The sequence below is a fragment of the Polaribacter sp. KT 15 genome (assembly GCF_900143115.1).
Lineage (GTDB): Bacteria > Bacteroidota > Bacteroidia > Flavobacteriales > Flavobacteriaceae > Polaribacter > Polaribacter marinaquae.
This window is the reverse complement of the sequence record NZ_LT670850.1, coordinates 482,571-506,154: the sequence shown is the minus strand read 5'-3', so window position 1 is coordinate 506,154 and position 23,584 is coordinate 482,571. Positions and strand designations below refer to the sequence as shown.

Below are 23,584 nucleotides of genomic sequence, written 5' to 3'. Positions count from 1 at the left end.
AAAAAATGTTTTTTGAAAAATAACTCACTGATATTTGAATAATTAGAAATTAGTTGTACATTTGCGGACTCTTAAAAAAGAGATAATGTTTAATTATAAACGAAAAACAGTAATTATTTAGTATGCCAACTATTCAACAATTAGTTCGTAAAGGAAGAACCAAAATAACTAAGAAGAGTAAATCGGCTGCTTTGTCGTCTTGTCCTCAAAGACGTGGAGTTTGTACTCGTGTTTATACTACAACACCAAAGAAACCTAATTCAGCAATGCGTAAAGTTGCCAGAGTTAGATTGACAAATGGTAATGAGATAAATGCATACATTCCAGGAGAAGGACATAACTTACAGGAGCACTCGATAGTATTAGTTAGAGGTGGAAGGGTAAAAGATTTGCCAGGAGTTAAATATCACGTAGTACGTGGTGCATTAGATACTGCAGGAGTTGAGGGTAGAACCCAACGTAGATCTAAGTATGGAGCAAAACGCCCAAAAAAGTAAATTAGTAACTTTTTTAATGTAAAGACATGAGAAAAAGAGCAGCAAAAAAAAGAGTCTTATTACCGGATCCAAAGTTTAATGATCAGTTAGTAACACGTTTCGTGAATAACTTGATGTGGGATGGTAAGAAGTCAGTAGCTTTTAAAGTATTTTATGATGCGTTAGATATCGTAGAAGAAAGAAAAGGTGAAGAAGAAAAAACAGCTTTAGAGATTTGGAAAGATGGTTTATCAAATGTAATGCCTCACGTAGAAGTAAGATCTCGTCGTGTTGGTGGTGCTACGTTTCAGATACCAATGCAAATTAGACCAGACCGTAAGGTTTCTATGGCTATTAAATGGATGATTTTGTACACTCGTAAAAGAAACGAGAAAACAATGGCACAGCGTTTAGCTGCTGAAATTTTAGCTGCGGCTAAAGAAGAAGGAGCTGCTGTTAAAAAACGTACTGATACTCATAAAATGGCAGAAGCAAATAAAGCTTTCTCTCACTTCAGATTTTAATAGAAATGGCTAGAGATTTAAAATTTACAAGAAATATTGGAATTGCAGCACATATTGATGCTGGAAAAACTACAACAACAGAACGTGTATTGTATTATACAGGTGTTTCTCATAAAATTGGAGAAGTACATGATGGTGCAGCAACAATGGACTGGATGGAGCAGGAGCAAGAAAGAGGTATTACAATTACTTCTGCAGCTACTACTTGTACGTGGAACTTTCCAATAGAAAACGGAGAAAAAACTCCAGAAACAAAAGGATATCACTTTAATATTATTGATACTCCAGGACACGTTGATTTTACTGTAGAAGTAAATAGATCATTACGTGTTTTAGATGGTTTAGTTTTCTTATTTTCAGCTGTTGATGGTGTAGAGCCTCAATCTGAAACTAACTGGAGATTGGCAGATAACTATAAAGTACCAAGAATTGGTTTTGTTAACAAAATGGATCGTCAAGGTTCTGATTTCTTAGGAGTTTGTCAGCAAGTGAAAGATATGTTAAAGTCAAATGCGGTGCCAATCGTTTTAAATATTGGTGACGAGGATGAGTTTAAAGGTATTATAGATTTAGTTAAGAATCGTGCTATTGTATGGCATGATGAAACTCAAGGAGCAACTTTCGATGTTATCGAAATTCCTGAGGATATGAAAGAAGAAGCTCGTAAGTACCGTGCACTTTTAATTGAAGAAGTAGCAAGTTACGATGAGAATCTTTTAGAAAAATTCATGGAAGATGAAGATTCTATTACAGAAGAAGAAGTGCATGCTGCACTTAGAGCTGCTGTAATGGATATGGCAATTATTCCTATGATTTGTGGTTCTGCGTTTAAAAATAAAGGAGTTCAGTTCTTATTAGATGCTGTTTGTCGTTATTTACCTTCTCCAACTGATAAAGATGGTATTGTAGGTGTAAACCCTGATACAGAACAAGAAGAATTACGTAAGCCAAGTGTAGATGAACCTTTTGCTGCTTTAGCATTTAAAATTGCTACAGACCCTTTTGTTGGTCGTTTAGCATTTTTTAGAGCATATTCTGGTCGTTTAGATGCTGGTTCTTATGTTTTAAATAACCGTTCAGGTAAAAAAGAACGTATTTCACGTATTTACCAAATGCATGCTAATAAGCAGAATGCAATTGATTTTATCGAAGCTGGAGATATCGGTGCGGCAGTAGGTTTTAAATCTATCAAAACAGGAGATACTTTATCTTCTCAAGAGCATCCAATTGTTTTAGAATCTATGGACTTTCCAGACCCAGTAATTGGTATTGCTGTTGAGCCTAAAACTAAAGCAGATGTAGATAGATTAGGTATTGGTTTAGGTAAGTTAGCTGAAGAAGATCCAACATTTACTGTTCGTTCTGATGAAGCTTCTGGTCAAACTATCATCTCAGGTATGGGAGAATTACACTTAGATGTAATTGTAGATCGTTTAAAACGTGAATTTAAAGTTGAAGTTAACCAAGGTCAGCCTCAAGTAGAATATAAAGAAGCTATTACAGCATCTGCAGATCATAGAGAAGTTTATAAGAAACAATCTGGTGGTCGTGGTAAGTTTGCTGATATAGTATTTACTATGGAGCCTGCAGAAGAAGGTGTTCAAGGATTAGTTTTTGAATCTGTAATTAAAGGTGGTAATGTTCCTAAGGAATTTGTACCTTCTATTGAGAAAGGATTTAAAGAAGCTATGAAAAACGGTCCATTAGCTGGATACGAAATGGATTCTATGAAAGTAACTTTAAAGGATGGATCATTCCACGCAGTGGATTCTGATCAACTTTCTTTTGAGTTAGCTGCAAAATTAGGTTTTAAAGCTGCAGCAAAAGCTGCTAAAGCTAAAATTATGGAGCCATTAATGAAATTAGAAGTGTTGACTCCAGAGGAGAACATGGGAGATATTGTTGGTGATTTAAATAGAAGAAGAGGGCAAGTAAACGATATGAGTGATCGTAACGGTGCAAAAGTTGTAAAAGCATTAGTACCATTATCAGAAATGTTTGGTTATGTTACAGCTTTAAGAACTATGTCTTCTGGTAGAGCAACTTCTACTATGGAATTTTCACATTATGCTGAAACTCCTTCTAATGTATCTGAAGAAGTGATAGCAAAATCTAAAGGTTAATCGACTAAAGAATATAAGATGAGTCAAAAAATTAGAATAAAATTAAAGTCTTACGATTATAATTTAGTAGATAAATCTGCTGAGAAAATCGTTAAGACGGTAAAAAGTACTGGTGCTGTTGTAAACGGACCAATACCTTTACCAACACATAAAAAGATTTTTACAGTTTTACGTTCTCCACACGTAAATAAAAAATCTAGAGAGCAATTTCAATTAGCTGCTTACAAAAGGTTATTAGACATTTATAGTTCTTCTTCGAAAACTATTGATGCTTTAATGAAACTTGAGTTACCAAGTGGTGTTGAAGTTGAGATCAAAGTTTAAGTAAAATATTAACTTTCGGTTTAATTTTGTTAAACCGAAAGTTTTTTATACTTTTGCAACCCGAAATAGAGTAGGGAACTGCTATTTTTGATATAATTATCACTAATAGTGACATGTCTGGAGCGTTTCGCGAAGGAAAAACGGAAAAAACAAAATCAGCGTTGAATTTGTTTGCGCTGTTTTTTTTTATGAAATTTTAAGGATGTGTACTGAAACATTTGTTTCAAAAAATATAATTATTAATATAGACGCGCTGGATAAATATCTATTCGTCTAAAATTTTAACTAAATGTCTGGGTTAATAGGAAGAAAAATTGGAATGACCAGCTTATTTGATGAAAACGGGAAGAATATTCCTTGTACAGTAATCGAAGCGGGTCCTTGCGTTGTTACCCAAGTCAGAACCGAAGAGGTTGACGGCTACAATGCGTTACAACTTGGTTTCGATGACAAGAAGGCGAAGAGCTCTAACAAAGCGTTAGACGGTCACTTTAAAAAAGCTGGCACCACTGCAAAGAAAAAAGTCGTTGAATTTCAAGGGTTTGAAGGTGAGTATAAATTAGGAGATTCTATATCTGTAGATCATTTTGAAGAAGGTGAGTTTGTAGATGTTTCTGGTGTTTCTAAAGGTAAAGGTTTTCAGGGTGTTGTAAAACGTCATGGATTTGCTGGTGTTGGTCAAGCTACGCATGGTCAACATAACCGTTTAAGAGCTCCGGGTTCTATTGGTGCTGCATCTTATCCTGCTAGAGTATTCAAAGGAATGCGTATGGCAGGTAGAATGGGTGGAGATAAAGTGAAAGTACAAAACTTAAGAGTATTAAAAGTAGTTGCTGAAAAGAACTTACTTGTTGTTAAAGGAGCTGTTCCTGGACACAAAAATGCTTTTGTAACTATTCAGAAATAATGAAAGTAGCTGTTTTAGATATTACAGGAAAAGATACAGGTAGAAAGGTTGAGCTTTCTAAAGATGTATTCGGTATTGAGCCTAATGATCACGCTATTTATTTAGATGTTAAGCAATACTTGGCAAACCAACGTCAAGGTACGCACAAATCTAAAGAAAGAGCAGAAATTGCTGGTTCTACAAGAAAGATAAAAAAACAAAAAGGAACTGGTACTGCAAGAGCAGGTTCTATCAAGTCTGGTGTTTTTAGAGGTGGTGGACGTATGTTCGGACCAAGACCAAGAAATTATTCTTTTAAATTGAATAAAAACTTAAAGCGTTTAGCACGTAAGTCTGCTTTAAGTATTCAAGCAAATGATGAGAATTTAGTAGTAGTTGAAGATTTTAACTTTGAAAATCCAAAAACTAAAAACTTTTTAAACGTTTTAAAAGCGTTAGAATTAGATACTAAAAAGTCTTTATTTGTTTTAGGTAGTGATAATACAAATGTGTATTTATCATCACGTAATTTGAAAAATTCTAAAGTAATTAAAGTTTCAGAAATTAACACATACGGTTTGTTAAACGCAAACAAAGTTGTGATTACTGAAGGTTCTTTAGAAGGTATAAACACTAATTTAAGCAAATAGGGATTCGAAATGAGTATTTTAATAAAACCTATTATTACGGAAAAAGCTACAAACGATAGTGAATTATTTAATCGTTATGCATTTGTAGTAGATAAGAATGCTAATAAATTAGAGATTAAGTCAGCAGTTGAATCTGCTTACGGGGTTTCTATATCTAGTGTAAGAACTTTAAATTATCCAATTCAAAGAAATACTAAGTTTACTAAAAAAGGTTTAGTTACTGGTATTAAGAGTGGGTATAAGAAAGCTATTGTACAGTTAGCAGAAGGAGAAAGTATTGATTTTTATAACAATCTTTAAAAGACAAAAATGTCAGTTAGAAAATTAAAACCAATAACACCAGGTCAGCGTTTTAGAGTTGTAAATGGGTTCGACACCATAACAACTGATAAGCCGGAGAAAAGTTTACTTGCTCCGAAAAAACGATCTGGAGGTCGAAACAATCAGGGAAGAATGACAACACGTAATATAGGTGGTGGTCATAAACAAAAGTACCGTATTATCGATTTTAAAAGAGATAAGCAAGGTATTCCTGCAACAGTAAAAACAATAGAATACGATCCAAATCGTACAGCTTTTATAGCGCTATTAAGTTATGCTGATGGTGAAAAACGTTATGTAATTGCGCAAAACGGTTTAAAAGTAGGTCAAACTATTATTTCAGGTAAAGATGTTGCTCCAGAAATTGGAAATGCAATGACTTTAAGTGAAATTCCTTTAGGAACTACGATTTCATGTATAGAATTACGTCCAGGTCAAGGAGCTGTTATGGCTCGTTCTGCTGGTTCTTTTGCTCAATTAATGGCAAGAGATGGTAAGTATGCTACAGTTAAGTTACCTTCTGGTGAAACAAGATTAATCTTGTTAACTTGTATGGCAACTATTGGTGTTGTATCTAATTCAGATCATCAATTACTTGTTTCAGGTAAAGCTGGTAGATCTAGATGGTTAGGTAGAAGACCTAGAACAAATGCAGTAAGAATGAACCCTGTTGATCACCCAATGGGAGGTGGTGAAGGACGTTCTTCTGGAGGGCATCCAAGATCAAGAAATGGTATACCTGCTAAAGGATTCAAGACTAGATCTAAAACCAAAGCTAGTAATAAGTATATTATAGAACGTAGAAAGAAATAATAAGTTATGGCAAGATCATTAAAAAAAGGACCTTACGTTCACTATAAGTTAGAGAAAAAAGTGTTAGCTAATGTAGAAGGTGGAAACAAAACTGTAATCAAAACTTGGTCTAGAGCAAGTATGATTACTCCAGATTTTGTTGGACAAACAATTGCTGTTCATAACGGACGTCAATTTGTACCGGTTTACGTTACAGAAAACATGGTAGGGCATAAATTAGGCGAATTTTCACCAACTCGTTCTTTTAGAGGACACGCTGGTGCAAAAAATAAAGGAAAAAAATAGTAGGAAATGGGAGTTCGTAAAAAAAATATGGCAGATCAGTTAAAAGCAGATAGAAAGCAACGTGCTTTCGCTAAGCTTACTAACTGTCCTACATCACCAAGAAAAATGCGTTTAGTAGCAGATCAGGTAAGAGGTGTTGAAGTTGAAAAAGCTTTACAAATCTTAAAATTTAGCCCTAAAGAAGCATCTATAAACTTAGAGAAATTATTGTTGTCTGCAATTGCAAACTGGCAAGCTAAGAATGAAGATGCAGCTATAGAAGATGCTGGATTATATGTGAAAACTATTTATGTAGATAGCGCAGGAATGTTAAAAAGATTAAGACCAGCTCCACAAGGTCGTGCTCATAGAATTCGTAAGCGTTCTAATCACGTTACTTTAGAGTTAGGTACTAAAACAATAAGCAAATAATCAAAGTAGAAATGGGACAAAAAACTAATCCAATAGGAAATCGTTTAGGAATCATCAGAGGTTGGGAATCTAACTGGTACGGTGGTAATGACTACGGAGATAAAATTGCTGAAGATGACAAGATAAGAAAGTATATTCATGCTAGATTATCTAAAGCAAGTGTTTCTAGAGTAATTATAGAGCGTACTTTAAAACTTGTAACCGTTACTATCACTACTGCTAGACCTGGTATTATTATCGGTAAAGGTGGTCAAGAGGTAGACAAGTTAAAAGAAGAGCTTAAGAAAATTACAGGAAAAGAAGTTCAAATTAACATTTTTGAAATCAAGCGTCCAGAATTAGATGCAAGATTAGTAGCAACTAGTGTTGCTCGTCAAATTGAGAATAGAATTTCTTATAAGAGAGCTATTAAAATGGCTATTCAAGCTACAATGAGAATGAATGCTGAAGGTATTAAAATTCAGATTTCAGGACGTTTAAATGGAGCTGAAATGGCACGTTCAGAGCACTTTAAAGAAGGTAGAATTCCTCTTTCTACTTTTAGAGCTGATATTGATTATGCACTTGTAGAAGCTCATACTACATACGGAAGATTAGGTGTGAAGGTATGGATTATGAAAGGCGAAGTTTATGGTAAAAGAGAATTATCTCCATTAGTAGGATTGTCTAAGAAACAATCTGGTTCTAAAGGTGGTGACAGATCTAAACGTCAACCTCGTAGAAGAAAATAATTTTTAAAATTAGAAATTAAAAATGTTACAGCCAAAAAGAGTAAAATACCGTAAGGTACAGAAGGCGAAAGGAAATATGACAGGTATTTCTGGTAGAGGAAATCAACTTTCTAATGGAATGTTTGGTATCAAATCTTTAGACCAGAATTTATTAACTTCGCGTCAGATAGAAGCAGCTCGTATTGCGGCTACTCGTCATATGAAAAGAGAAGGTCAGTTATGGATTAAAATATTTCCAGACAAGCCTATCACTAAGAAGCCTTTAGAAGTACGTATGGGTAAGGGTAAAGGAGCACCAGATCATTTTGTTGCAGTTATTAAACCAGGTAGAATTTTGTTTGAAATTGGTGGAGTGCCAATGGATGTTGCAAAAGAAGCTTTACGTTTAGCAGCACAAAAACTTCCAGTAAGAACGAAGTTTGTAGTAGCAAGAGATTTTGATATTAACGCTTAATTCTAAATACAATGAAACAATCAGAAATAAAAGAATTATCTATAGCAGATCTTAATGAAAAGCTTGGAGCGTTGCAAAAGAATTATACTGATCTTAAAATGGCTCACGCAATAACTCCTTTGGAGAATCCATTGCAGTTGAGAAGTTTAAGAAGAACTGTAGCAAGAATTGCAACAGAATTAACAAAAAGAGAATTACAATAATTCTATAGTCAGTTTTAAAGATGGAAAAAAGAAATCTTAGAAAAGAGAGAATTGGTGTTGTTTCTAGTAACAAAATGGAAAAATCTATTGTTGTTGCAGAAACTAAAAGAGTTAAGCACCCAATGTACGGAAAGTTCGTATTAAAGACTAAGAAGTACGTTGCACACGACGAAAAGAATGATTGCAACGAAGGAGATACAGTTAGGATCATGGAAACAAGACCTATGAGTAAATCTAAACGTTGGAGATTAGTAGAAATCCTAGAAAGAGCTAAATAATATGTTACAGACAGAATCAAGATTAAAAGTAGCAGATAATACTGGAGCTAAAGAAGTTTTAGTAATTAGAGTTTTAGGAGGTACAAAAAAGCGTTACGCAAGTATTGGAGACAAGATTGTTGTATCGGTTAAATCTGCAACTCCTAACGGAACTGTAAAAAAAGGTCAAGTATCTAGAGCAGTTGTTGTAAGAACAAAGAAAGAAGTTAGACGTAAAGACGGATCTTATATTAGATTTGATGATAATGCTTGTGTACTTTTAAATCCTACAGAGGAAATGAGAGGAACTCGTGTTTTCGGACCAGTTGCACGTGAACTTCGTGAGAAACAATTCATGAAAATAGTATCATTAGCACCTGAAGTGCTTTAACATTATAATAAAATGAAGAAGTTTAAATTAAAATCAGGAGATACTGTAAAAGTAATTGCAGGAGATCATAAAGGATCTGAAGGTAAGGTTTTACAAATTATCAAAGATAAGGATAGAGTTTTAGTAGAAGGTGTAAATTTAGTTTCTAAACACACTAAACCTAATGCTCAAAATCCTCAAGGTGGTATTGTAAAGAAAGAAGCTTCTCTTCATATATCTAACGTAATGTTAGTAGAAGAAGGTGTAGCTGTAAGAGTAGGTTATCAGGTTGATGGAGATACTAAAACTAGAATCTCTAAAAAAACTAAAAAATAAGAGTAATCATGAGTTACGTACCAAGATTAAAATCAGAATACAAAGAAAGAGTTGTTAAAGCTCTTACTGAAGAATTCAGTTATAAGAATGTAATGCAAGTACCAAAATTAGAAAAGATTGTTGTTTCTAAAGGTGTTGGTGCTGCAATTGCAGATAAGAAATTAATAGATTATGCTTTAGAAGAGTTGACTAAAATTACAGGTCAAAAAGCGATATCTACAATGTCTAAAAAAGATGTTGCATCATTTAAATTACGTAAAGGAATGCCAATTGGAGCAAAAGTTACGTTAAGAGGTGATAAAATGTATGAATTTTTAGACAGACTAGTTACAGCTTCTTTGCCACGTGTAAGAGACTTTAACGGTATTAAAGCTAATGGATTTGATGGTAGAGGTAATTACAATTTAGGTATTACTGAACAAATCATTTACCCAGAGATAAATATTGACCAAGTGAAGAAAATTAACGGTATGGATATTACTTTTGTAACATCTGCAAATACTGATAAGGAAGCAAAGTCATTATTAGGAGAATTAGGTTTACCATTCAAAAAAAATTAAGAAATGGCTAAAGAATCAATGAAAGCTCGCGAACGTAAAAGAGCAAAAACAGTTGCAAAATATGCAGAAAAGAGAAAAGCTTTAAAAGAAGCTGGAGACTATGAAGCATTGCAAAAATTACCAAAAAATGCATCACCAGTACGAATGCACAACAGATGTAAATTAACTGGACGTCCAAAAGGATATATGAGACAATTTGGTATCTCTCGTGTAACGTTTCGTGAAATGGCAAATCAAGGATTAATACCAGGTGTTAAAAAGGCAAGTTGGTAGAAATTTTAAATAAAGCTTAAAAATAAAAATAGAATGTGTATCTTTGCACGCTCTATTTTTTTTGAGTATAAGAATTTTAACTGATTATAGGTTCATTTATCACAGAGAAATCTGTAGCATAAATAGAGGTATTTGAAAACCGTAATCGCAATATAAATAAGTATGTATACAGATCCAATTGCGGATTTTCTAACAAGAGTTAGAAATGCAATCGCTGCAGGACACAGAGTAGTAGAAATTCCGGCTTCAAACTTGAAGAAGGAAATGACTAAAATTTTGTTTGACCAAGGGTTTATTTTAAGTTATCAGTTTAATGATGATAAAGTTCAAGGAACTATCAAGATAGCTTTAAAATATGACAAGGAAACAAAAGAGTCAGTAATTAGAAAAATCCAACGTATCAGTACGCCAGGTTTAAGAAAATATGTTGGTTCTTCAGAGATGCCAAGAGTATTAAACGGACTAGGTATTGCTATTGTTTCAACATCTAAAGGTGTTATGACAAACAAAAAAGCACGTCAAGAAAATGTTGGAGGAGAAGTTTTATGTTACGTTTATTAATTTTTAAGAAATGAGTAGAATAGGAAAAAATCCCGTTAGCATTTCACAAGGTGTAGATGTAAACATAAAAGACAACGTAATTACTGTAAAAGGGAAATTAGGAGAGTTAACTCAAACTATTTCTGAAGGAATTACAGTAAGTATTGAAGATGGAGTTATCACATTAGATAGAGCATCGGAAAGCAAAGACCATAAAGCACAACATGGTTTAATGAGAGCTTTAATCAATAACATGGTTGAAGGTGTAAGTAAAGGTTGGACTAAAGAATTAGAACTTGTAGGAGTAGGTTATAGAGCTTCAAATCAAGGTCAGAAATTAGACTTAGCTTTAGGTTTCTCTCATAATATTGTTTTAGAATTAGCTCCAGAAGTGAAAGTAGAAACAGTATCAGAGAAAGGGAAAAACCCAATCATTAAATTAACTTCTTTTGACAAACAGTTAGTTGGTCAAATAGCTGCAAAGATTCGTTCTTTTAGAGCTCCAGAGCCATATAAAGGTAAAGGTGTTAAGTTTGTTGGTGAATTATTAAGAAGAAAAGCAGGTAAATCTGCATAATAATATAGCAATATGGCATTATCAAAGCTAGAAAGAAGAGCTAGAATAAAGCGTAGAATTAGAAAAATTATTTCTGGTACTGCTACAAAACCAAGATTATCGGTTTATAGAAGTAACAAAGAAATTTACGCTCAAATAGTAGACGATGTAAACGGAGTGACTTTAGCTGCTGTTTCATCTAGAGATAAAGATATTAAAGCAAGTTCTAAAATTGAAGCAGCTACTGCGGTAGGTAAAGCAATTGCAGAAAAAGCTACTAAAGCAGGATTGGAAAATGTTGCTTTTGATAGAAATGGTTATTTATACCATGGTAGAGTTAAAGTATTAGCAGAAGCTGCAAGAGAAGCTGGTTTAAAATTTTAAGAAAATATGCAAGGTTATAAAAACGTAGAAAGAGTTAAACCTAGTGGGTTAGAACTTGTAGATAAATTAGTAGGTGTACAACGTGTTACTAAAGTTACAAAAGGTGGTAGAGCATTTGGTTTCTCTGCAATTGTTGTTGTAGGTGATGGTAATGGTGTTGTAGGACATGGTTTAGGTAAATCTAAAGATGTTTCTTCTGCAATTGCAAAAGCAGTTGAAGATGCAAAGAAAAACTTAGTTAGAATTCCTATTTTAGATGGTACTTTACCTCATGAACAAAAAGGTAAATTTGGTGGAGCAAAGATTTTTATCAAGCCTGCATCTCCTGGTACAGGGGTTATTGCTGGTGGTGCTGTACGTATCGTATTAGAATCTGTTGGTGTACATGATGTATTATCAAAGTCTCAAGGATCATCTAATCCTCACAATGCTGTAAAAGCTACTTTTGATGCATTATTACAATTAAGAAGTGCATCTTCTATTGCTAAGCAAAGAGGTATATCTATAGAAAAAGTATTTAACGGATAAATCTAAGAACGATGGCAAGAATTAAAGTTACACAAGTAAAAAGTCAAATCGGACGTCTTCAAAGTCAAAAAAGAACTTTAGAGGCTTTAGGTTTACGTAAAATGAACCAAACTGTAGAACATGAGGCAACTCCTACAATTATTGGTATGGTAAATACAGTTAAACACTTAGTTTCTTTTGAAGAAATTAAATAAGATTTATAAAAAATGAGTTTACATAATTTAACACCTGCAGAGGGTTCCATTAAAAAAGGAAAAAGAATTGCAAGAGGTGAAGGTTCTGGAAAAGGTGGTACTGCTACAAGAGGTCACAACGGACAGAAATCTCGTTCTGGTTATTCTAAAAAGATAGGTTTTGAAGGTGGTCAAATGCCTCTTCAAAGACGTGTACCTAAATTTGGTTTCACAAATATAAACCGTAAGGAGTATCAAGGAATCAATTTAGATAAATTACAATCTTTAGTTGATAGTGGAAAAATAACAGATACAGTAAATTTAGATATTCTAATTGCTAACAGATTGGCTGGTAAAAATGACCTAGTTAAAATTTTAGGAAACGGAGAGTTAAAAGCTAAATTAAATATAACTGTACATAAATTTACAGCATCAGCAAAAGCAGCTATTGAAGCAGCTGGAGGAGAAGCTGTTGCTTTATAAGAACACGTAAATGATGAATTTTATTAATACGCTAAAGGATATTTTCAAAATTGAAGAATTAAAAAACAAAATTCTTCTTACTATCGGTTTAATTGCTGTGTATCGTTTTATGGCTGCTGTACCATTACCTGGTATAGATCCATTACAGTTATCAGCTTTAAAAGAAAGTACTTCTGGAGGTCTTTTAGGATTATTGAATGCATTTACAGGTGGGGCATTTGCTAGGGCGTCAGTAATGGCTCTTGGTATAATGCCATACATTTCTGCTTCTATTGTAGTTCAGTTAATGGGAATTGCTGTTCCTTATTTACAAAAATTACAAAAAGATGGAGAAAGTGGTAGAAAAAAAATTACACAAATTACAAGATGGTTAACAATAGTTATTACGTTAGTACAAGCACCAACGTATATTACTGCTATTAAGACTCAATTTAACTTACCACCAGAAGCTTTTTTAGTTAGTGGTTTAACTTTTTGGGTATCGTCAATCATAATCTTAACTGCAGGTACAATTTTTGCTATGTGGTTAGGTGAGCGTATTACTGATAAAGGTATAGGTAATGGTATTTCATTATTAATTACTGTTGGTATTATTGCTAATTTCCCAGCTGCTTTTTTACAAGAATTCGTTTCTAAAACAGAAAATGCAGGTGCAGGTGGTTTAATGATGATTTTAATTGAAATTATCGTTTGGTTTGTAGTGATTTTATTAACTGTTTTATTAGTTACAGCTGTTAGAAAAATCGCTGTACAATATGCAAGAAGAACAGTTGCAGGTAATGTACAAAATGTTGCAGGTTCAAGAGATTACATTCCTTTGAAATTAAATGCAGCAGGTGTAATGCCAATTATTTTTGCTCAAGCAATTATGTTTTTGCCTTTAGCTTTAGGTCAAAGATTTCCAGCTTTAGTTGGTTTAACAGATCCTAATGGTTGGCAGTACAATGTTATATTTGCTTTACTAATTATAATTTTTAGTTATTTTTATACTGCAATTACAATTCCTACCAATAAAATGGCTGAGGATTTGAAGAGAAGTGGTGGTTTTATTCCTGGTATTAGACCTGGAAAAGATACTGCGGATAGATTAGATAGTGTATTATCTAGAATAACTTTCCCTGGATCGTTATTTTTAGCTGCATTGTCTATATTACCTGCAATTGTAGTTCAGTTTGGAGTACAACAGGGATGGGCAATGTTTTACGGTGGTACATCATTAATCATTATGGTAGGTGTAGCAATTGATACAATGCAACAAATTAACTCGTATTTATTAAATAATCATTATGATGGTTTAATGAAAACAGGAAACAGCAATAGAAAATCAAATAAATAGTATGGCTAAACAATCAGCAATTCAACAAGACGGAACAATCACAGAAGCATTATCAAATGCTATGTTTCGTGTAGAATTAGAAAACGGACATATTGTAACGGCTCACATTTCTGGAAAAATGCGTATGCATTATATCAAACTTTTACCTGGAGACAAGGTAAAGTTAGAGATGAGTCCGTATGATTTATCAAAAGCAAGAATTACTTACAGATACTAAAAAAAAACTAAACAGATGAAAGTTAGAGCATCAGTTAAAAAAAGAAGTGCCGACTGCAAAATAGTGCGCAGAAAAGGTAGATTATACGTAATTAATAAACAAAATCCTAGATTTAAACAAAGACAAGGGTAATGGCAAGAATAGCAGGTATTGATATTCCAAAGAATAAAAGAGGGGTTATTGCTTTAACTTACATCTTTGGTATTGGAAGCAGCAGAGCTAAAAAAGTTTTAGCAGAAGCTAAGGTAGACGAGAGTATTAAAGTTCAAGATTGGACTGATGATCAAATCGCTGCAATTAGAGAGCAAGTTGGATTTTTCACTATTGAAGGAGAATTAAGATCTGAAGTTCAGATAAACATCAAACGTTTGATGGATATTGGATGTCAGAGAGGAATTCGTCATAGACTTGGTCTTCCTTTAAGAGGACAAAGAACTAAAAACAATTCTCGTACAAGAAAAGGTAAGAGAAAAACTGTAGCTAACAAGAAAAAGTAAGTTAGACAAGTAACATAAGATCTATCAATTGGTTTTACCAATTATTAATAGAAAACTAAGTTACTAAAACTAAATAATTATGGCAAAAGCAAGTTCAAAAAAACGTAAAGTAATAATTGAAGCAATAGGAGAAGCTCATGTAACAGCATCTTTTAATAACATCATTATTTCTTTAACAAATAAAAAAGGAGATGTAATTTCATGGTCATCTGCAGGTAAAATGGGTTTTAGAGGTTCTAAAAAGAATACTCCTTACGCAGCTCAATTAGCAGCAGAAGATTGTGCAAACGTTGCAAAAGAAGCGGGTTTACGTAAAGTAAAAGTTTATGTAAAAGGACCAGGAAATGGTAGAGAATCTGCAATTAGATCTATTCATAATGCAGGTATCGAAGTAACAGAAATTATCGATGTTACTCCAATTCCTCATAATGGTTGTCGTCCTCCTAAGAGAAGAAGAGTATAATTAAATATTTTAACTTGATAGGAACAAGATTATCGAAGGAGTAAGCCTTAATTCATAATCCCTATCTATAACACAAACGAAATGGCAAGATATACAGGACCAAAAACAAAAATAGCGCGTAAATTCGGTGAAGCTATTTTTGGAGAAGATAAAAACTTCGAAAAAAGAAATTACCCTCCAGGACAGCATGGTAATGCAAGAAGAAGAGGAAAAAAATCTGAATATGCTACTCAATTAATGGAGAAGCAAAAAGCTAAATATACTTACGGTATTTTAGAACGTCAATTCAGAAACTTATTTAAAGACGCTTCTGCATCACAAGGTATTACAGGTGAGATTTTATTACAATTATGTGAGTCTCGTTTAGATAATGTTGTTTACAGAATGGGTGTTTCTAAATCAAGAAGTGGTGCACGTCAATTAGTTTCTCACAGACATATTACTGTTAACGGAGAATTAGTAAACGTACCATCTTACAGATTAAAAGAAGGAGATGTAGTTGCTGTTAGAGAAAAGTCTAAATCTTTACAAGCTATTGACGATGCTTTAGCATCTAACAATAATGTTTATGAATGGTTAACTTGGAATTCTGATAAAAAAGAAGGAACTTTTGTTAAAGTACCAGCAAGATTACAAATTCCAGAAAACATTAAAGAGCAGTTAATCGTAGAATTATATTCTAAGTAATAAATTAATCATATTGGTATTTAGCCAAAGGATTTATAAGTATTTCTTCACACTTATATTTCGCGCAACTAAATAACAATTAAAACGAAGAAAAAATGGCAATTTTAAATTTTCAAAAACCAGATAAGGTTATAATGATAGAATCAACAGATTTCTCTGGAAGATTCGAATTTAGACCTTTAGAGCCAGGTTTTGGTTTAACAATAGGAAACGCTTTAAGAAGAGTACTTTTATCTTCTTTAGAAGGTTTTGCAATCACATCTTTAAGAGTTGATGGTGTAGAACATGAATTTTCTACTGTATCTGGTGTTGTAGAAGATGTAACAGAAATTATCTTAAACTTAAAGCAAGTTCGTTTTAAGAAACAAATAGACGAAACAGATAGAGAAACTGTATCTGTTTCTATTTCAGGTCAAGAGCAGTTTACTGCTGGAGATTTACAGAAATTTATATCGGGATTCCAAGTATTGAATCCAGATTTAGTTATTTGTAACATGGATAAATCTGTTAAATTAAATGCAGAAATTACAATAGAAAAAGGTAGAGGGTTTGTACCTGCAGAAGAAAATAAAAAAGCTTCTGCACCAATAGGAACAATCTTTACAGATTCTATTTACACACCAATTAAGAATGTAAAGTACGCAATCGAGAATTACCGTGTAGAACAAAAAACGGATTACGAGAAATTAGTTTTCGATATTGATACTGATGGATCTATAAATCCAAAAGACGCTTTAACAGAAGCTGCTAAGATTTTAATTCACCACTTTATGTTATTCTCTGATGAGCGTATCACTTTAGAGGCAGATGAAATTGCACAGACAGAAACATATGATGAAGAATCATTACATATGCGTCAGTTATTAAAAACTAGATTAATCGATATGGACTTATCAGTAAGAGCATTAAATTGTTTAAAAGCTGCAGAAGTTGATACATTAGGTGATTTAGTTTCTTTTAACAAAAGTGATTTAATGAAGTTTAGAAACTTTGGTAAAAAGTCTTTAACAGAACTAGAAGAATTAGTTATTGTTAAAGGTTTAAGTTTCGGAATGGATTTAAGCAAATACAAATTAGATAGAGATTAATTTTCATATTTTGCTCCTCAAAGAGAGTTGATGCAAGATGAATAATAAAACAAGGTCATGAGACACGGAAAAAAACACAATCATTTAGGAAGAACAACTTCGCATAGAAAAGCGATGTTAGCTAATATGACTTGTTCTTTAATAGAACATAAGCGTATTAACACAACAGTGGCTAAAGCAAAAGCATTAAGAGTTTTTGTTGAACCATTAGTAACAAAGTCTAAAACTGATACTACTCACAATAGACGTATTGTTTTTTCTTACTTACGTGATAAATTTGCTGTTACAGAATTATTTAAAGAAATTTCTGTAAAAGTAGGAGATAGACCAGGTGGTTACCTTCGTATTATCAAATTAGGAAATCGTCAAGGAGATAATGCTCCTATGGCAATGGTAGAGTTTGTTGATTACAACGAAATCTATAATCCTAATGGTAAAAAAGCTAAAAAATCTACAAGAAGAGGAAGAGGAAAAAAATCTGAATCTGCTCAAGTAGAAGGTACTGCAACAGAAGCAAAATCTGAAGAATAAAAAATGAAAATTTTTTAATTTATATAAAAGGGATAAACGTTTACGTTTATCCCTTTTTTTATATTTTTACAACAACAACAAACACAATTATATATTAATGAAATATCAAACAAGAAAAAAAGCACTAGTTTTATTAGCTGATGGAACTATCTTTTATGGAAAATCTGTAGGTATAGAAGGAACTTCAACAGGAGAAATTTGTTTTAATACAGGTATGACAGGTTATCAAGAAATTTTTACAGATCCATCTTATTTTGGTCAAATAATGGTTACTGCAAATGCTCATATTGGTAATTATGGAGTAAATGATGATGAAGTAGAATCTGATGGAATTAAAATATCTGGTTTAATATGTAGAAATTTTAGTTTTACTCACTCTAGAGTAGATTCTAACGGTAATTTAAAAGATTGGTTCGAAAAGCATAATATTGTTGCAATTTCTGATGTTGATACTAGAGCTTTAGTAGCTTATATTAGAGACAATGGTGCTATGAACGCAATCATATCTACAGAAACAGATAACATCGACGAACTAAAAAAACAACTTGCATCTGTACCAAGTATGGAAGGATTAGAGTTAGCTTCTAAAGTTTCTACAAAAGAACCATATTTTGTAGGTGATGAAAATGCTTCAATTAAAATATCAGCATTAGATATTGGTATTAAGAAAAATATTTTAAGAAATTTAGCTAAAAGAGGTGCTTATATTAAAGTATTTCCTTACGATTCTAAGTTCTCAGAATTAGAATCATTTAATCCTAATGGGTATTTCATTTCTAACGGACCAGGAGATCCAGAGCCTTTAATAAATGCACAAGAAGTTGCTAAAGAAATTATAAAACGAGATTTACCTTTATTCGGTATTTGTTTAGGTCATCAAGTTATTGCATTGGCAAATGGTATTTCTACATACAAAATGCATAATGGTCATAGAGGTATTAACCATCCTGTTAAAAATATAGCAACAGGTAAAGGTGAAATTACTTCTCAAAACCATGGTTTTGCAATAAATAAAGAAGAAACAGAAAATAATAAAGATATCGAAATAACACATGTTCATTTAAATGATCATACGGTTGCTGGTATCAAAATGAAAAATAAACCTGTTTTTTCTGTACAATATCATCCAGAGGCTAGTCCAGGACCTAATGATTCAGAATATTTATTCGACCAGTTTATAGAAACTATAAAAAGCAATTCATAAACTTAATTGTTAAACTAAAAATATTGAAATCGTTTTCGTAAGAATCCGTTTAAACTCAAATAAATGAGTATCATATTTTGTAAATTAGCAATATAGAATAGTAAATTAATTAAATAAAATATACAATGAGTATTATTATTAGCGTTCACGCACGTCAGATTTTTGATTCAAGAGGAAATCCAACAGTTGAAGTAGATGTAACTACGGAAAATGGAATTTTAGGTAGAGCAGCAGTTCCTTCTGGAGCATCTACAGGAGAACATGAAGCAGTAGAGTTACGAGATGGAGGAGATGCTTATATGGGGAAAGGTGTTTTAAAAGCTGTTGATAATGTAAATAATATTATAGCTGCAGAACTTTTAGGAGTTTCTGTATTTGAACAAAATAGTATTGATAAATTAATGATTGATTTAGATGGTACTCCAAATAAATCTAAATTAGGTGCAAACGCAATTTTAGGAGTCTCTTTAGCTGCTGCTAAAGCTGCTGCAAATGAGTTAGGAATGCCTTTATATAGATATGTTGGTGGTGTTTCTGCAAACACATTACCAGTACCTATGATGAATATAATTAATGGTGGTTCTCATTCTGATGCACCTATTGCTTTTCAAGAATTTATGGTGATGCCGGTTAAGGCAGAAACTTTTTCTCAGGCTATGCAAATGGGATCAGAGATTTTTCATAATTTAAAGAAAGTATTACATGACAGAAATTTATCTACTGCTGTAGGTGATGAAGGAGGTTTTGCACCAACTTTAGATGGTACAGAAGATGCTTTAGATACAATTGCGTTAGCAGTTAAAAATGCAGGTTATTCTTTCGGAGACGAAATTATGGTTGCATTGGATTGTGCTGCGGCAGAATTTTATGTTGATGGAAAATACGATTATTCTAAATTTGAAGGTGAAACTGGTAAAATTAGAACTAGCCAAGAACAAGCAGATTATTTAGCTGAATTAGCTGCTAAATATCCTATTATTTCTATTGAAGATGGTATGGATGAAAACGATTGGGAAGGTTGGAAATATTTAACTGAAAAGATTGGTGATAAAGTACAATTAGTTGGAGATGATTTGTTTGTAACAAATGTAGAACGTTTATCTAGAGGAATTGAAAACAACATTGCAAATTCTATCTTAATTAAAGTAAACCAAATTGGTACTTTAACAGAAACAATTGCAGCAGTAAATATGGCTAAAAATGCAGGTTTTACATCTGTAATGTCTCATAGATCTGGTGAAACAGAAGATAATACAATTGCAGATTTAGCAGTTGCATTAAACTGTGGACAAATAAAAACAGGTTCTGCTTCTCGTTCTGATAGAATGGCGAAGTACAACCAATTATTGAGAATAGAAGAAGAATTAGGTGAAGTTGCATATTTCCCTAAAGAAAAAGCTTTTAAAATATAATTTTTTAAGTTTTATAAACATTATAAGCCTCGCATTTTATGCGAGGTTTTTTCGTTTTTAAACTATAAGTTAATATTATTTTAAAATATTGAAAAACTATAAAAAAGTAATATAAATTATCTATAAAATATGGTATCTTCGTGGAATTGAGAAAAACACAATAAAATCATTATAAATGTCAGATATAGCTAAATTACAAATCGGAGAAGATTCATATGAATTTCCTCTTGTAAAAGGAACAGAAAATGAAGTAGCAATAGATATTAAATCGTTGCGTGGAGCTACCAATGGGGTTATTACAATAGATCCTGGATATAAGAATACAGGTTCTTGTGAAAGTGCTATTACTTTTTTAGATGGTGAAAAAGGAATCTTAAGATATAGAGGGTATTCTATTGAAGATTTAGCAGAAAAAGCAGACTTTTTAGAAGTTGCATATGCTTTAATTTTTGGTGAGTTACCAACAAAAGAACAATTAGAAAAATTTCATTCTGATATTAAATCTAAGTCTGTTGTAGATGATGATGTTAAAAAAATATTAGATGCTTTTCCTAAGACAGCTCACCCAATGGGTATTTTGTCTTCTTTAACAAGTGCTTTAACAGCTTTTAATCCTTCTTCAGTAAATGTAAATTCAGAAGAAGAAATGTACAATGCAATTGTAAAAATACTAGGTAAATTTCCTGTGTTGGTTGCTTGGACAATGCGTAAGAAAACAGGTTTACCTTTAAACTACGGATCTAAATCTTTAGGGTATGTTGAAAATATCATGAAAATGATGTTCGAAGAGCCAAATGAAGAATACGTAATCAATCCAATAATTAAAGACGCAATAGATAAATTATTAATCTTACATGCCGATCATGAGCAAAACTGTTCTACTTCTACTGTAAGAATAGTAGGTTCTTCTCATGCAGGGTTATTTGCTTCTTTATCTGCAGGAATTTCTGCACTTTGGGGACCATTACACGGTGGTGCTAATCAGGCTGTTTTAGAAATGTTAGAAGCTATTAAAGAAGATGGCGGAGATACAAAAAAATACATGGCTAAAGCGAAGGATAAAAACGATCCTTTCCGTTTAATGGGATTTGGTCATAGAGTTTATAAAAACTTTGATCCTAGAGCTACAATTATTAAAAAAGCTGCAGATGAAGTTTTAAAAGATTTAGGTATCAAAGATCCTATTTTAGATATTGCAAGAGGATTAGAGCAAGAAGCACTTAACGATCCTTATTTTGTAGATAGAAAATTATATCCTAATGTAGATTTTTACTCTGGTATTATTTATAGAGCAATGGGAATTCCTGTAGAGATGTTTACAGTAATGTTTGCTTTAGGTAGATTACCAGGTTGGATTGCACAATGGAAAGAAATGCGTTTAAACAAAGAGCCAATAGGTAGACCTCGTCAAATTTATACTGGCGAAAACTTAAGAGCTTTTACATCTATAGAAAATAGATAATAAAAACACTAACAATAAAAAGCTTCATAATTATATGAAGCTTTTTTTTTACATTTTTTATATGTTAAAACTAAATATCAAAAATGAAACAGCTAAACTTAAAGCTGTAGTATTAGGAATTGCAAATAGTGTTGGTCCTACGCCCAAAGTAGAAGATTGTTACGACCCTAAAAGTAAGCAGCATGTTCTTGCGGGTACTTACCCAAAAGAAGCAGATATGGTTGCTGAAATAGATGCGGTTGCAACTGTTTTAGAAAAATATAATGTAGAAGTTTTTAGACCAAAAGTTATAGAAGATTATAATCAAATATTTTCTAGAGATATAGCATTTGTAATAGAAGATAAATTGGTAAAAGCAAATATTTTGCCAGATAGAGATCAAGAAATTGATGCGATAAATCATGTATTATCTCAAATTGATGCTAAAAATATTATAAAGCTACCCGAAGAATGTCATGTAGAAGGTGGTGATGTAATGCCCTGGAATGATTATATTTTTGTGGGTACTTACTCAGGAGAAGATTATCCAGAATTTATTACAGCAAGAACGAATACAGATGCTGTAATTGCGTTGCAAGAATTGTTTCCAGAAAAAACTGTAAAATCTTTTGAATTAAGAAAAGATAATGTGAACCCTAAAGAGAATGCTTTACATTTAGATTGTTGCTTTCAACCAATAGGAAAGAACAAAGCTATACTTCATAAAAACGGATTTTTAGTTGAAAAAGAATATCAATGGTTAGTAGATTTCTTTGGAAAAGAGAATATTTTTGAAATTGATAAGGAAGAAATGTATAACATGAATAGTAATATTTTTTCGATTTCAGAAGATGTAATCATTTCAGAAAAAAACTTTACTCGCTTAAATACGTGGCTTAGAAGTAAAGGATTTATAGTTGAAGAAGTTGCTTATTCAGAAATAGCCAAACAAGAAGGCTTGCTAAGGTGTTCTACAATGCCGTTAATAAGAGAATAAAGCTTGTAATAAATTTAGTAAAAACCGTTTTCAAAAAAAGAAAACGGTTTTTAATTTTAATACGTATTCTATAATAATATGTGTTTATATTTGTACTTTATTTAAAATTTATGCAACAAACTACAAATACCATATTAATGATTCGTCCTATCAACTTTAGGATGAATGAACAAACTGCAGTAAACAACTATTTTCAGGAAGACATTGATTTAAAAAATGCTGAAATTAATAACAAAGCTCAACAAGAATTTGATGCTTATGTTTTTAAATTGAAAAGTTTTGGTGTTAATGTTGTAGTAGTTTCTGATACTGATAAATTTGACACACCAGATTCAATTTTTCCCAATAATTGGATTTCTTTTCATTCTGATGGAACTGTAGGATTGTATCCAATGTTTGCAGAAAATAGACGTTTAGAAAGAAGAGATGATATTTTAAATGAGTTAGAAAAAAATGATTTTTTAATCGAAAATATTGTTGATTATACTTCTGCTGAAGAAGAAGATTTATTTTTAGAAGGTACAGGAAGTATTATTTTAGATAGAGTAAATAGAAAAGCATACTGCGCTCTATCTGCTAGAGCAGATGAAGATTTATTTATAGAGTTTTGTGAAGATTTTGAGTATACACCTGTAGTTTTTGTTGCTAATCAAACTGTAGAAGGAGAGAGAGCAGCAATTTATCATACAAATGTGATGATGTGCGTTGCAGAAACTTTTGCAGTAATCTGTCTTGATACCATAGATAATAAAGCAGAAAAGAAAAATGTCTTAAAGCATTTAAAAGAAGATGGTAAACAGGTTATTGAAATTACGGAAGCTCAAATGCATAATTTTGCCGGTAACATGTTACAAGTTAGAGGAGCTAATGATGAGTTATTTCTTGTGATGAGTAAAACTGCACACGATTCGTTAACACAAAGTCAGGTAGCTAAAATAAATAATCATTGTAAAATTATTTCTAGTTCTTTAGAAACAATAGAAACTTGCGGTGGTGGTAGTGCACGATGTATGATGGCAGAAGTATTTTTACCAAAAAATTAAGATCAAG

37 protein-coding genes are annotated in these 23,584 nt (G+C 32.3%); all 37 read left to right on the top strand.

Features of this window, described 5'->3' with window-relative positions; all coding sequences use genetic code 11:
- Positions 1 to 122 precede the first annotated feature (122 nt).
- On the top strand, positions 123 to 497 hold the full coding sequence (gene rpsL / locus B5464_RS02500; protein ID WP_018943587.1) for a 30S ribosomal protein S12: 375 nt from the start codon (positions 123 to 125) through the stop codon (positions 495 to 497).
- A 26-nt stretch (positions 498 to 523) separates the two neighbouring features.
- A complete protein-coding gene (rpsG, locus tag B5464_RS02495) occupies positions 524 to 1,000 on the top strand; it encodes a 30S ribosomal protein S7 (protein ID WP_077809839.1) in 477 nt (158 codons plus the stop codon).
- A gap of 5 nt (positions 1,001 to 1,005) precedes the next feature.
- Complete coding sequence (gene fusA / locus B5464_RS02490; protein WP_079737042.1) at positions 1,006 to 3,123, top strand: elongation factor G; 2,118 nt, start codon at positions 1,006 to 1,008, stop codon at positions 3,121 to 3,123.
- Between the two features lie 18 nt (positions 3,124 to 3,141).
- The gene (gene rpsJ / locus B5464_RS02485) at positions 3,142 to 3,447 is read left to right on the top strand and encodes a 30S ribosomal protein S10 (RefSeq protein ID WP_068363283.1); all 306 of its coding nucleotides are present in this window, start codon (positions 3,142 to 3,144) and stop codon (positions 3,445 to 3,447) included.
- A gap of 289 nt (positions 3,448 to 3,736) precedes the next feature.
- Complete coding sequence (gene rplC, locus B5464_RS02480; RefSeq protein ID WP_077809837.1) at positions 3,737 to 4,354, top strand: 50S ribosomal protein L3; 618 nt, start codon at positions 3,737 to 3,739, stop codon at positions 4,352 to 4,354.
- A complete protein-coding gene (gene rplD, locus B5464_RS02475; RefSeq protein ID WP_077809836.1) occupies positions 4,354 to 4,983 on the top strand; it encodes a 50S ribosomal protein L4 in 630 nt (209 codons plus the stop codon). The genes rplC and rplD overlap by 1 nt, the downstream gene beginning before the upstream one ends.
- 9 nt (positions 4,984 to 4,992) lie before the next feature.
- A complete protein-coding gene (gene rplW, locus B5464_RS02470) occupies positions 4,993 to 5,283 on the top strand; it encodes a 50S ribosomal protein L23 (protein ID WP_077809835.1) in 291 nt (96 codons plus the stop codon).
- 9 nt (positions 5,284 to 5,292) lie between these two features.
- Positions 5,293 to 6,117: a 50S ribosomal protein L2 gene (gene rplB, locus B5464_RS02465; RefSeq protein WP_077809834.1), complete on the top strand. Its 825-nt coding sequence runs from the start codon at positions 5,293 to 5,295 to the stop codon at positions 6,115 to 6,117.
- Between the two features lie 6 nt (positions 6,118 to 6,123).
- A complete protein-coding gene (rpsS, locus tag B5464_RS02460) occupies positions 6,124 to 6,402 on the top strand; it encodes a 30S ribosomal protein S19 (RefSeq protein ID WP_077809833.1) in 279 nt (92 codons plus the stop codon).
- A gap of 6 nt (positions 6,403 to 6,408) precedes the next feature.
- A complete protein-coding gene (rplV, locus tag B5464_RS02455) occupies positions 6,409 to 6,813 on the top strand; it encodes a 50S ribosomal protein L22 (RefSeq protein WP_077809832.1) in 405 nt (134 codons plus the stop codon).
- Between the two features lie 11 nt (positions 6,814 to 6,824).
- Positions 6,825 to 7,544 carry a 30S ribosomal protein S3 gene (gene rpsC, locus B5464_RS02450; RefSeq protein WP_077809831.1) on the top strand — a complete coding sequence of 240 codons (720 nt, stop codon included), beginning with the start codon at positions 6,825 to 6,827 and terminating at the stop codon, positions 7,542 to 7,544.
- Positions 7,545 to 7,566: 22 nt separating this feature from the next.
- Entirely contained in the window at positions 7,567 to 7,998 is a 432-nt protein-coding gene (gene rplP, locus B5464_RS02445; protein WP_079737041.1) for a 50S ribosomal protein L16, read from the top strand.
- Positions 7,999 to 8,009: 11 nt separating this feature from the next.
- Positions 8,010 to 8,201, top strand: coding sequence for a 50S ribosomal protein L29 (rpmC, locus tag B5464_RS02440; protein WP_077809829.1), 192 nt, complete (start codon positions 8,010 to 8,012; stop codon positions 8,199 to 8,201).
- 20 nt (positions 8,202 to 8,221) lie between these two features.
- On the top strand, positions 8,222 to 8,479 hold the full coding sequence (rpsQ, locus tag B5464_RS02435; RefSeq protein WP_018943599.1) for a 30S ribosomal protein S17: 258 nt from the start codon (positions 8,222 to 8,224) through the stop codon (positions 8,477 to 8,479).
- A 1-nt stretch (position 8,480) separates the two neighbouring features.
- Positions 8,481 to 8,849 (top strand): 50S ribosomal protein L14, encoded by a 369-nt coding sequence (rplN, locus tag B5464_RS02430; protein WP_015482230.1) that lies wholly within the window; start codon positions 8,481 to 8,483, stop codon positions 8,847 to 8,849.
- Between the two features lie 12 nt (positions 8,850 to 8,861).
- Positions 8,862 to 9,164: a 50S ribosomal protein L24 gene (rplX, locus tag B5464_RS02425; RefSeq protein WP_077809828.1), complete on the top strand. Its 303-nt coding sequence runs from the start codon at positions 8,862 to 8,864 to the stop codon at positions 9,162 to 9,164.
- Positions 9,165 to 9,172: 8 nt separating this feature from the next.
- Positions 9,173 to 9,724 carry a 50S ribosomal protein L5 gene (gene rplE / locus B5464_RS02420; protein WP_077809827.1) on the top strand — a complete coding sequence of 184 codons (552 nt, stop codon included), beginning with the start codon at positions 9,173 to 9,175 and terminating at the stop codon, positions 9,722 to 9,724.
- A 3-nt stretch (positions 9,725 to 9,727) separates the two neighbouring features.
- Positions 9,728 to 9,997 carry a 30S ribosomal protein S14 gene (gene rpsN, locus B5464_RS02415; RefSeq protein ID WP_068363324.1) on the top strand — a complete coding sequence of 90 codons (270 nt, stop codon included), beginning with the start codon at positions 9,728 to 9,730 and terminating at the stop codon, positions 9,995 to 9,997.
- A gap of 162 nt (positions 9,998 to 10,159) precedes the next feature.
- Positions 10,160 to 10,558 carry a 30S ribosomal protein S8 gene (gene rpsH / locus B5464_RS02410; protein WP_077809826.1) on the top strand — a complete coding sequence of 133 codons (399 nt, stop codon included), beginning with the start codon at positions 10,160 to 10,162 and terminating at the stop codon, positions 10,556 to 10,558.
- 10 nt (positions 10,559 to 10,568) lie between these two features.
- A complete protein-coding gene (gene rplF, locus B5464_RS02405) occupies positions 10,569 to 11,114 on the top strand; it encodes a 50S ribosomal protein L6 (RefSeq protein ID WP_077809825.1) in 546 nt (181 codons plus the stop codon).
- Between the two features lie 12 nt (positions 11,115 to 11,126).
- Positions 11,127 to 11,477 (top strand): 50S ribosomal protein L18, encoded by a 351-nt coding sequence (rplR, locus tag B5464_RS02400; RefSeq protein ID WP_079737040.1) that lies wholly within the window; start codon positions 11,127 to 11,129, stop codon positions 11,475 to 11,477.
- Between the two features lie 6 nt (positions 11,478 to 11,483).
- Positions 11,484 to 12,005, top strand: coding sequence for a 30S ribosomal protein S5 (gene rpsE / locus B5464_RS02395; RefSeq protein ID WP_077809823.1), 522 nt, complete (start codon positions 11,484 to 11,486; stop codon positions 12,003 to 12,005).
- Between the two features lie 11 nt (positions 12,006 to 12,016).
- The gene (rpmD, locus tag B5464_RS02390) at positions 12,017 to 12,199 is read left to right on the top strand and encodes a 50S ribosomal protein L30 (RefSeq protein ID WP_077809822.1); all 183 of its coding nucleotides are present in this window, start codon (positions 12,017 to 12,019) and stop codon (positions 12,197 to 12,199) included.
- 12 nt (positions 12,200 to 12,211) lie between these two features.
- On the top strand, positions 12,212 to 12,661 hold the full coding sequence (rplO, locus tag B5464_RS02385; protein WP_077809821.1) for a 50S ribosomal protein L15: 450 nt from the start codon (positions 12,212 to 12,214) through the stop codon (positions 12,659 to 12,661).
- 13 nt (positions 12,662 to 12,674) lie between these two features.
- The gene (secY, locus tag B5464_RS02380; RefSeq protein WP_077809820.1) at positions 12,675 to 13,997 is read left to right on the top strand and encodes a preprotein translocase subunit SecY; all 1,323 of its coding nucleotides are present in this window, start codon (positions 12,675 to 12,677) and stop codon (positions 13,995 to 13,997) included.
- Position 13,998: 1 nt separating this feature from the next.
- Positions 13,999 to 14,214 (top strand): translation initiation factor IF-1, encoded by a 216-nt coding sequence (gene infA, locus B5464_RS02375; RefSeq protein WP_004568721.1) that lies wholly within the window; start codon positions 13,999 to 14,001, stop codon positions 14,212 to 14,214.
- A 15-nt stretch (positions 14,215 to 14,229) separates the two neighbouring features.
- A complete protein-coding gene (ykgO, locus tag B5464_RS02370) occupies positions 14,230 to 14,346 on the top strand; it encodes a type B 50S ribosomal protein L36 (RefSeq protein ID WP_004568720.1) in 117 nt (38 codons plus the stop codon).
- Positions 14,346 to 14,711, top strand: coding sequence for a 30S ribosomal protein S13 (gene rpsM, locus B5464_RS02365; protein ID WP_079737039.1), 366 nt, complete (start codon positions 14,346 to 14,348; stop codon positions 14,709 to 14,711). Before ykgO ends, rpsM begins: the two co-directional genes overlap by 1 nt.
- A gap of 79 nt (positions 14,712 to 14,790) precedes the next feature.
- Positions 14,791 to 15,174 (top strand): 30S ribosomal protein S11, encoded by a 384-nt coding sequence (gene rpsK, locus B5464_RS02360; RefSeq protein ID WP_077809818.1) that lies wholly within the window; start codon positions 14,791 to 14,793, stop codon positions 15,172 to 15,174.
- A gap of 81 nt (positions 15,175 to 15,255) precedes the next feature.
- Entirely contained in the window at positions 15,256 to 15,861 is a 606-nt protein-coding gene (gene rpsD / locus B5464_RS02355; protein WP_077809817.1) for a 30S ribosomal protein S4, read from the top strand.
- Positions 15,862 to 15,956: 95 nt separating this feature from the next.
- Positions 15,957 to 16,949 carry a DNA-directed RNA polymerase subunit alpha gene (locus tag B5464_RS02350; protein ID WP_077809816.1) on the top strand — a complete coding sequence of 331 codons (993 nt, stop codon included), beginning with the start codon at positions 15,957 to 15,959 and terminating at the stop codon, positions 16,947 to 16,949.
- A gap of 57 nt (positions 16,950 to 17,006) precedes the next feature.
- Positions 17,007 to 17,480 carry a 50S ribosomal protein L17 gene (gene rplQ / locus B5464_RS02345; RefSeq protein ID WP_077809815.1) on the top strand — a complete coding sequence of 158 codons (474 nt, stop codon included), beginning with the start codon at positions 17,007 to 17,009 and terminating at the stop codon, positions 17,478 to 17,480.
- A 97-nt stretch (positions 17,481 to 17,577) separates the two neighbouring features.
- Positions 17,578 to 18,684 carry a glutamine-hydrolyzing carbamoyl-phosphate synthase small subunit gene (gene carA / locus B5464_RS02340; protein ID WP_079737038.1) on the top strand — a complete coding sequence of 369 codons (1,107 nt, stop codon included), beginning with the start codon at positions 17,578 to 17,580 and terminating at the stop codon, positions 18,682 to 18,684.
- A 125-nt stretch (positions 18,685 to 18,809) separates the two neighbouring features.
- On the top strand, positions 18,810 to 20,096 hold the full coding sequence (gene eno / locus B5464_RS02335; RefSeq protein WP_079737037.1) for a phosphopyruvate hydratase: 1,287 nt from the start codon (positions 18,810 to 18,812) through the stop codon (positions 20,094 to 20,096).
- 175 nt (positions 20,097 to 20,271) lie between these two features.
- Positions 20,272 to 21,558: a citrate synthase gene (locus B5464_RS02330; RefSeq protein ID WP_079737036.1), complete on the top strand. Its 1,287-nt coding sequence runs from the start codon at positions 20,272 to 20,274 to the stop codon at positions 21,556 to 21,558.
- A 61-nt stretch (positions 21,559 to 21,619) separates the two neighbouring features.
- Positions 21,620 to 22,534, top strand: a complete 915-nt coding sequence (locus B5464_RS02325) for a dimethylarginine dimethylaminohydrolase family protein (RefSeq protein WP_077809811.1) — start codon at positions 21,620 to 21,622, stop codon at positions 22,532 to 22,534.
- Between the two features lie 110 nt (positions 22,535 to 22,644).
- Positions 22,645 to 23,577, top strand: coding sequence for a citrulline utilization hydrolase CtlX (gene ctlX, locus B5464_RS02320; RefSeq protein ID WP_077809810.1), 933 nt, complete (start codon positions 22,645 to 22,647; stop codon positions 23,575 to 23,577).
- The last annotated feature ends 7 nt before the right edge of the window (positions 23,578 to 23,584 follow it).

Bases quoted from the DNA above. Each gene is read 5' to 3' on its own strand.
- rpsQ (WP_018943599.1), top strand. From the start codon at position 8,222: ATGGAAAAAAGAAATCTTAGAAAAGAGAGAATTGGTGTTGTTTCTAGT.
- rplO (WP_077809821.1), top strand. From the start codon at position 12,212: ATGAGTTTACATAATTTAACACCTGCAGAGGGTTCCATTAAAAAAGGA.
- rplF (WP_077809825.1), top strand. From the start codon at position 10,569: ATGAGTAGAATAGGAAAAAATCCCGTTAGCATTTCACAAGGTGTAGAT.
- rplN (WP_015482230.1), top strand. From the start codon at position 8,481: ATGTTACAGACAGAATCAAGATTAAAAGTAGCAGATAATACTGGAGCT.
- rpsD (WP_077809817.1), top strand. From the start codon at position 15,256: ATGGCAAGATATACAGGACCAAAAACAAAAATAGCGCGTAAATTCGGT.
- B5464_RS02350 (WP_077809816.1), top strand. From the start codon at position 15,957: ATGGCAATTTTAAATTTTCAAAAACCAGATAAGGTTATAATGATAGAA.
- rplD (WP_077809836.1), top strand. From the start codon at position 4,354: ATGAAAGTAGCTGTTTTAGATATTACAGGAAAAGATACAGGTAGAAAG.
- rpsM (WP_079737039.1), top strand. From the start codon at position 14,346: ATGGCAAGAATAGCAGGTATTGATATTCCAAAGAATAAAAGAGGGGTT.
- rplC (WP_077809837.1), top strand. From the start codon at position 3,737: ATGTCTGGGTTAATAGGAAGAAAAATTGGAATGACCAGCTTATTTGAT.
- ctlX (WP_077809810.1), top strand. From the start codon at position 22,645: ATGCAACAAACTACAAATACCATATTAATGATTCGTCCTATCAACTTT.
- rplV (WP_077809832.1), top strand. From the start codon at position 6,409: ATGGGAGTTCGTAAAAAAAATATGGCAGATCAGTTAAAAGCAGATAGA.
- carA (WP_079737038.1), top strand. From the start codon at position 17,578: ATGAAATATCAAACAAGAAAAAAAGCACTAGTTTTATTAGCTGATGGA.
- rpsN (WP_068363324.1), top strand. From the start codon at position 9,728: ATGGCTAAAGAATCAATGAAAGCTCGCGAACGTAAAAGAGCAAAAACA.
- rpmD (WP_077809822.1), top strand. From the start codon at position 12,017: ATGGCAAGAATTAAAGTTACACAAGTAAAAAGTCAAATCGGACGTCTT.
- rplP (WP_079737041.1), top strand. From the start codon at position 7,567: ATGTTACAGCCAAAAAGAGTAAAATACCGTAAGGTACAGAAGGCGAAA.
- B5464_RS02330 (WP_079737036.1), top strand. From the start codon at position 20,272: ATGTCAGATATAGCTAAATTACAAATCGGAGAAGATTCATATGAATTT.
- rpsH (WP_077809826.1), top strand. From the start codon at position 10,160: ATGTATACAGATCCAATTGCGGATTTTCTAACAAGAGTTAGAAATGCA.
- rplB (WP_077809834.1), top strand. From the start codon at position 5,293: ATGTCAGTTAGAAAATTAAAACCAATAACACCAGGTCAGCGTTTTAGA.
- rpsS (WP_077809833.1), top strand. From the start codon at position 6,124: ATGGCAAGATCATTAAAAAAAGGACCTTACGTTCACTATAAGTTAGAG.
- rplE (WP_077809827.1), top strand. From the start codon at position 9,173: ATGAGTTACGTACCAAGATTAAAATCAGAATACAAAGAAAGAGTTGTT.
- rpsJ (WP_068363283.1), top strand. From the start codon at position 3,142: ATGAGTCAAAAAATTAGAATAAAATTAAAGTCTTACGATTATAATTTA.
- ykgO (WP_004568720.1), top strand. From the start codon at position 14,230: ATGAAAGTTAGAGCATCAGTTAAAAAAAGAAGTGCCGACTGCAAAATA.
- rplX (WP_077809828.1), top strand. From the start codon at position 8,862: ATGAAGAAGTTTAAATTAAAATCAGGAGATACTGTAAAAGTAATTGCA.
- rplQ (WP_077809815.1), top strand. From the start codon at position 17,007: ATGAGACACGGAAAAAAACACAATCATTTAGGAAGAACAACTTCGCAT.
- rpsG (WP_077809839.1), top strand. From the start codon at position 524: ATGAGAAAAAGAGCAGCAAAAAAAAGAGTCTTATTACCGGATCCAAAG.
- rpsC (WP_077809831.1), top strand. From the start codon at position 6,825: ATGGGACAAAAAACTAATCCAATAGGAAATCGTTTAGGAATCATCAGA.
- rpsL (WP_018943587.1), top strand. From the start codon at position 123: ATGCCAACTATTCAACAATTAGTTCGTAAAGGAAGAACCAAAATAACT.
- secY (WP_077809820.1), top strand. From the start codon at position 12,675: ATGAATTTTATTAATACGCTAAAGGATATTTTCAAAATTGAAGAATTA.
- rplW (WP_077809835.1), top strand. From the start codon at position 4,993: ATGAGTATTTTAATAAAACCTATTATTACGGAAAAAGCTACAAACGAT.
- infA (WP_004568721.1), top strand. From the start codon at position 13,999: ATGGCTAAACAATCAGCAATTCAACAAGACGGAACAATCACAGAAGCA.
- rpmC (WP_077809829.1), top strand. From the start codon at position 8,010: ATGAAACAATCAGAAATAAAAGAATTATCTATAGCAGATCTTAATGAA.
- rplR (WP_079737040.1), top strand. From the start codon at position 11,127: ATGGCATTATCAAAGCTAGAAAGAAGAGCTAGAATAAAGCGTAGAATT.
- fusA (WP_079737042.1), top strand. From the start codon at position 1,006: ATGGCTAGAGATTTAAAATTTACAAGAAATATTGGAATTGCAGCACAT.
- rpsE (WP_077809823.1), top strand. From the start codon at position 11,484: ATGCAAGGTTATAAAAACGTAGAAAGAGTTAAACCTAGTGGGTTAGAA.
- eno (WP_079737037.1), top strand. From the start codon at position 18,810: ATGAGTATTATTATTAGCGTTCACGCACGTCAGATTTTTGATTCAAGA.
- rpsK (WP_077809818.1), top strand. From the start codon at position 14,791: ATGGCAAAAGCAAGTTCAAAAAAACGTAAAGTAATAATTGAAGCAATA.
- B5464_RS02325 (WP_077809811.1), top strand. From the start codon at position 21,620: ATGTTAAAACTAAATATCAAAAATGAAACAGCTAAACTTAAAGCTGTA.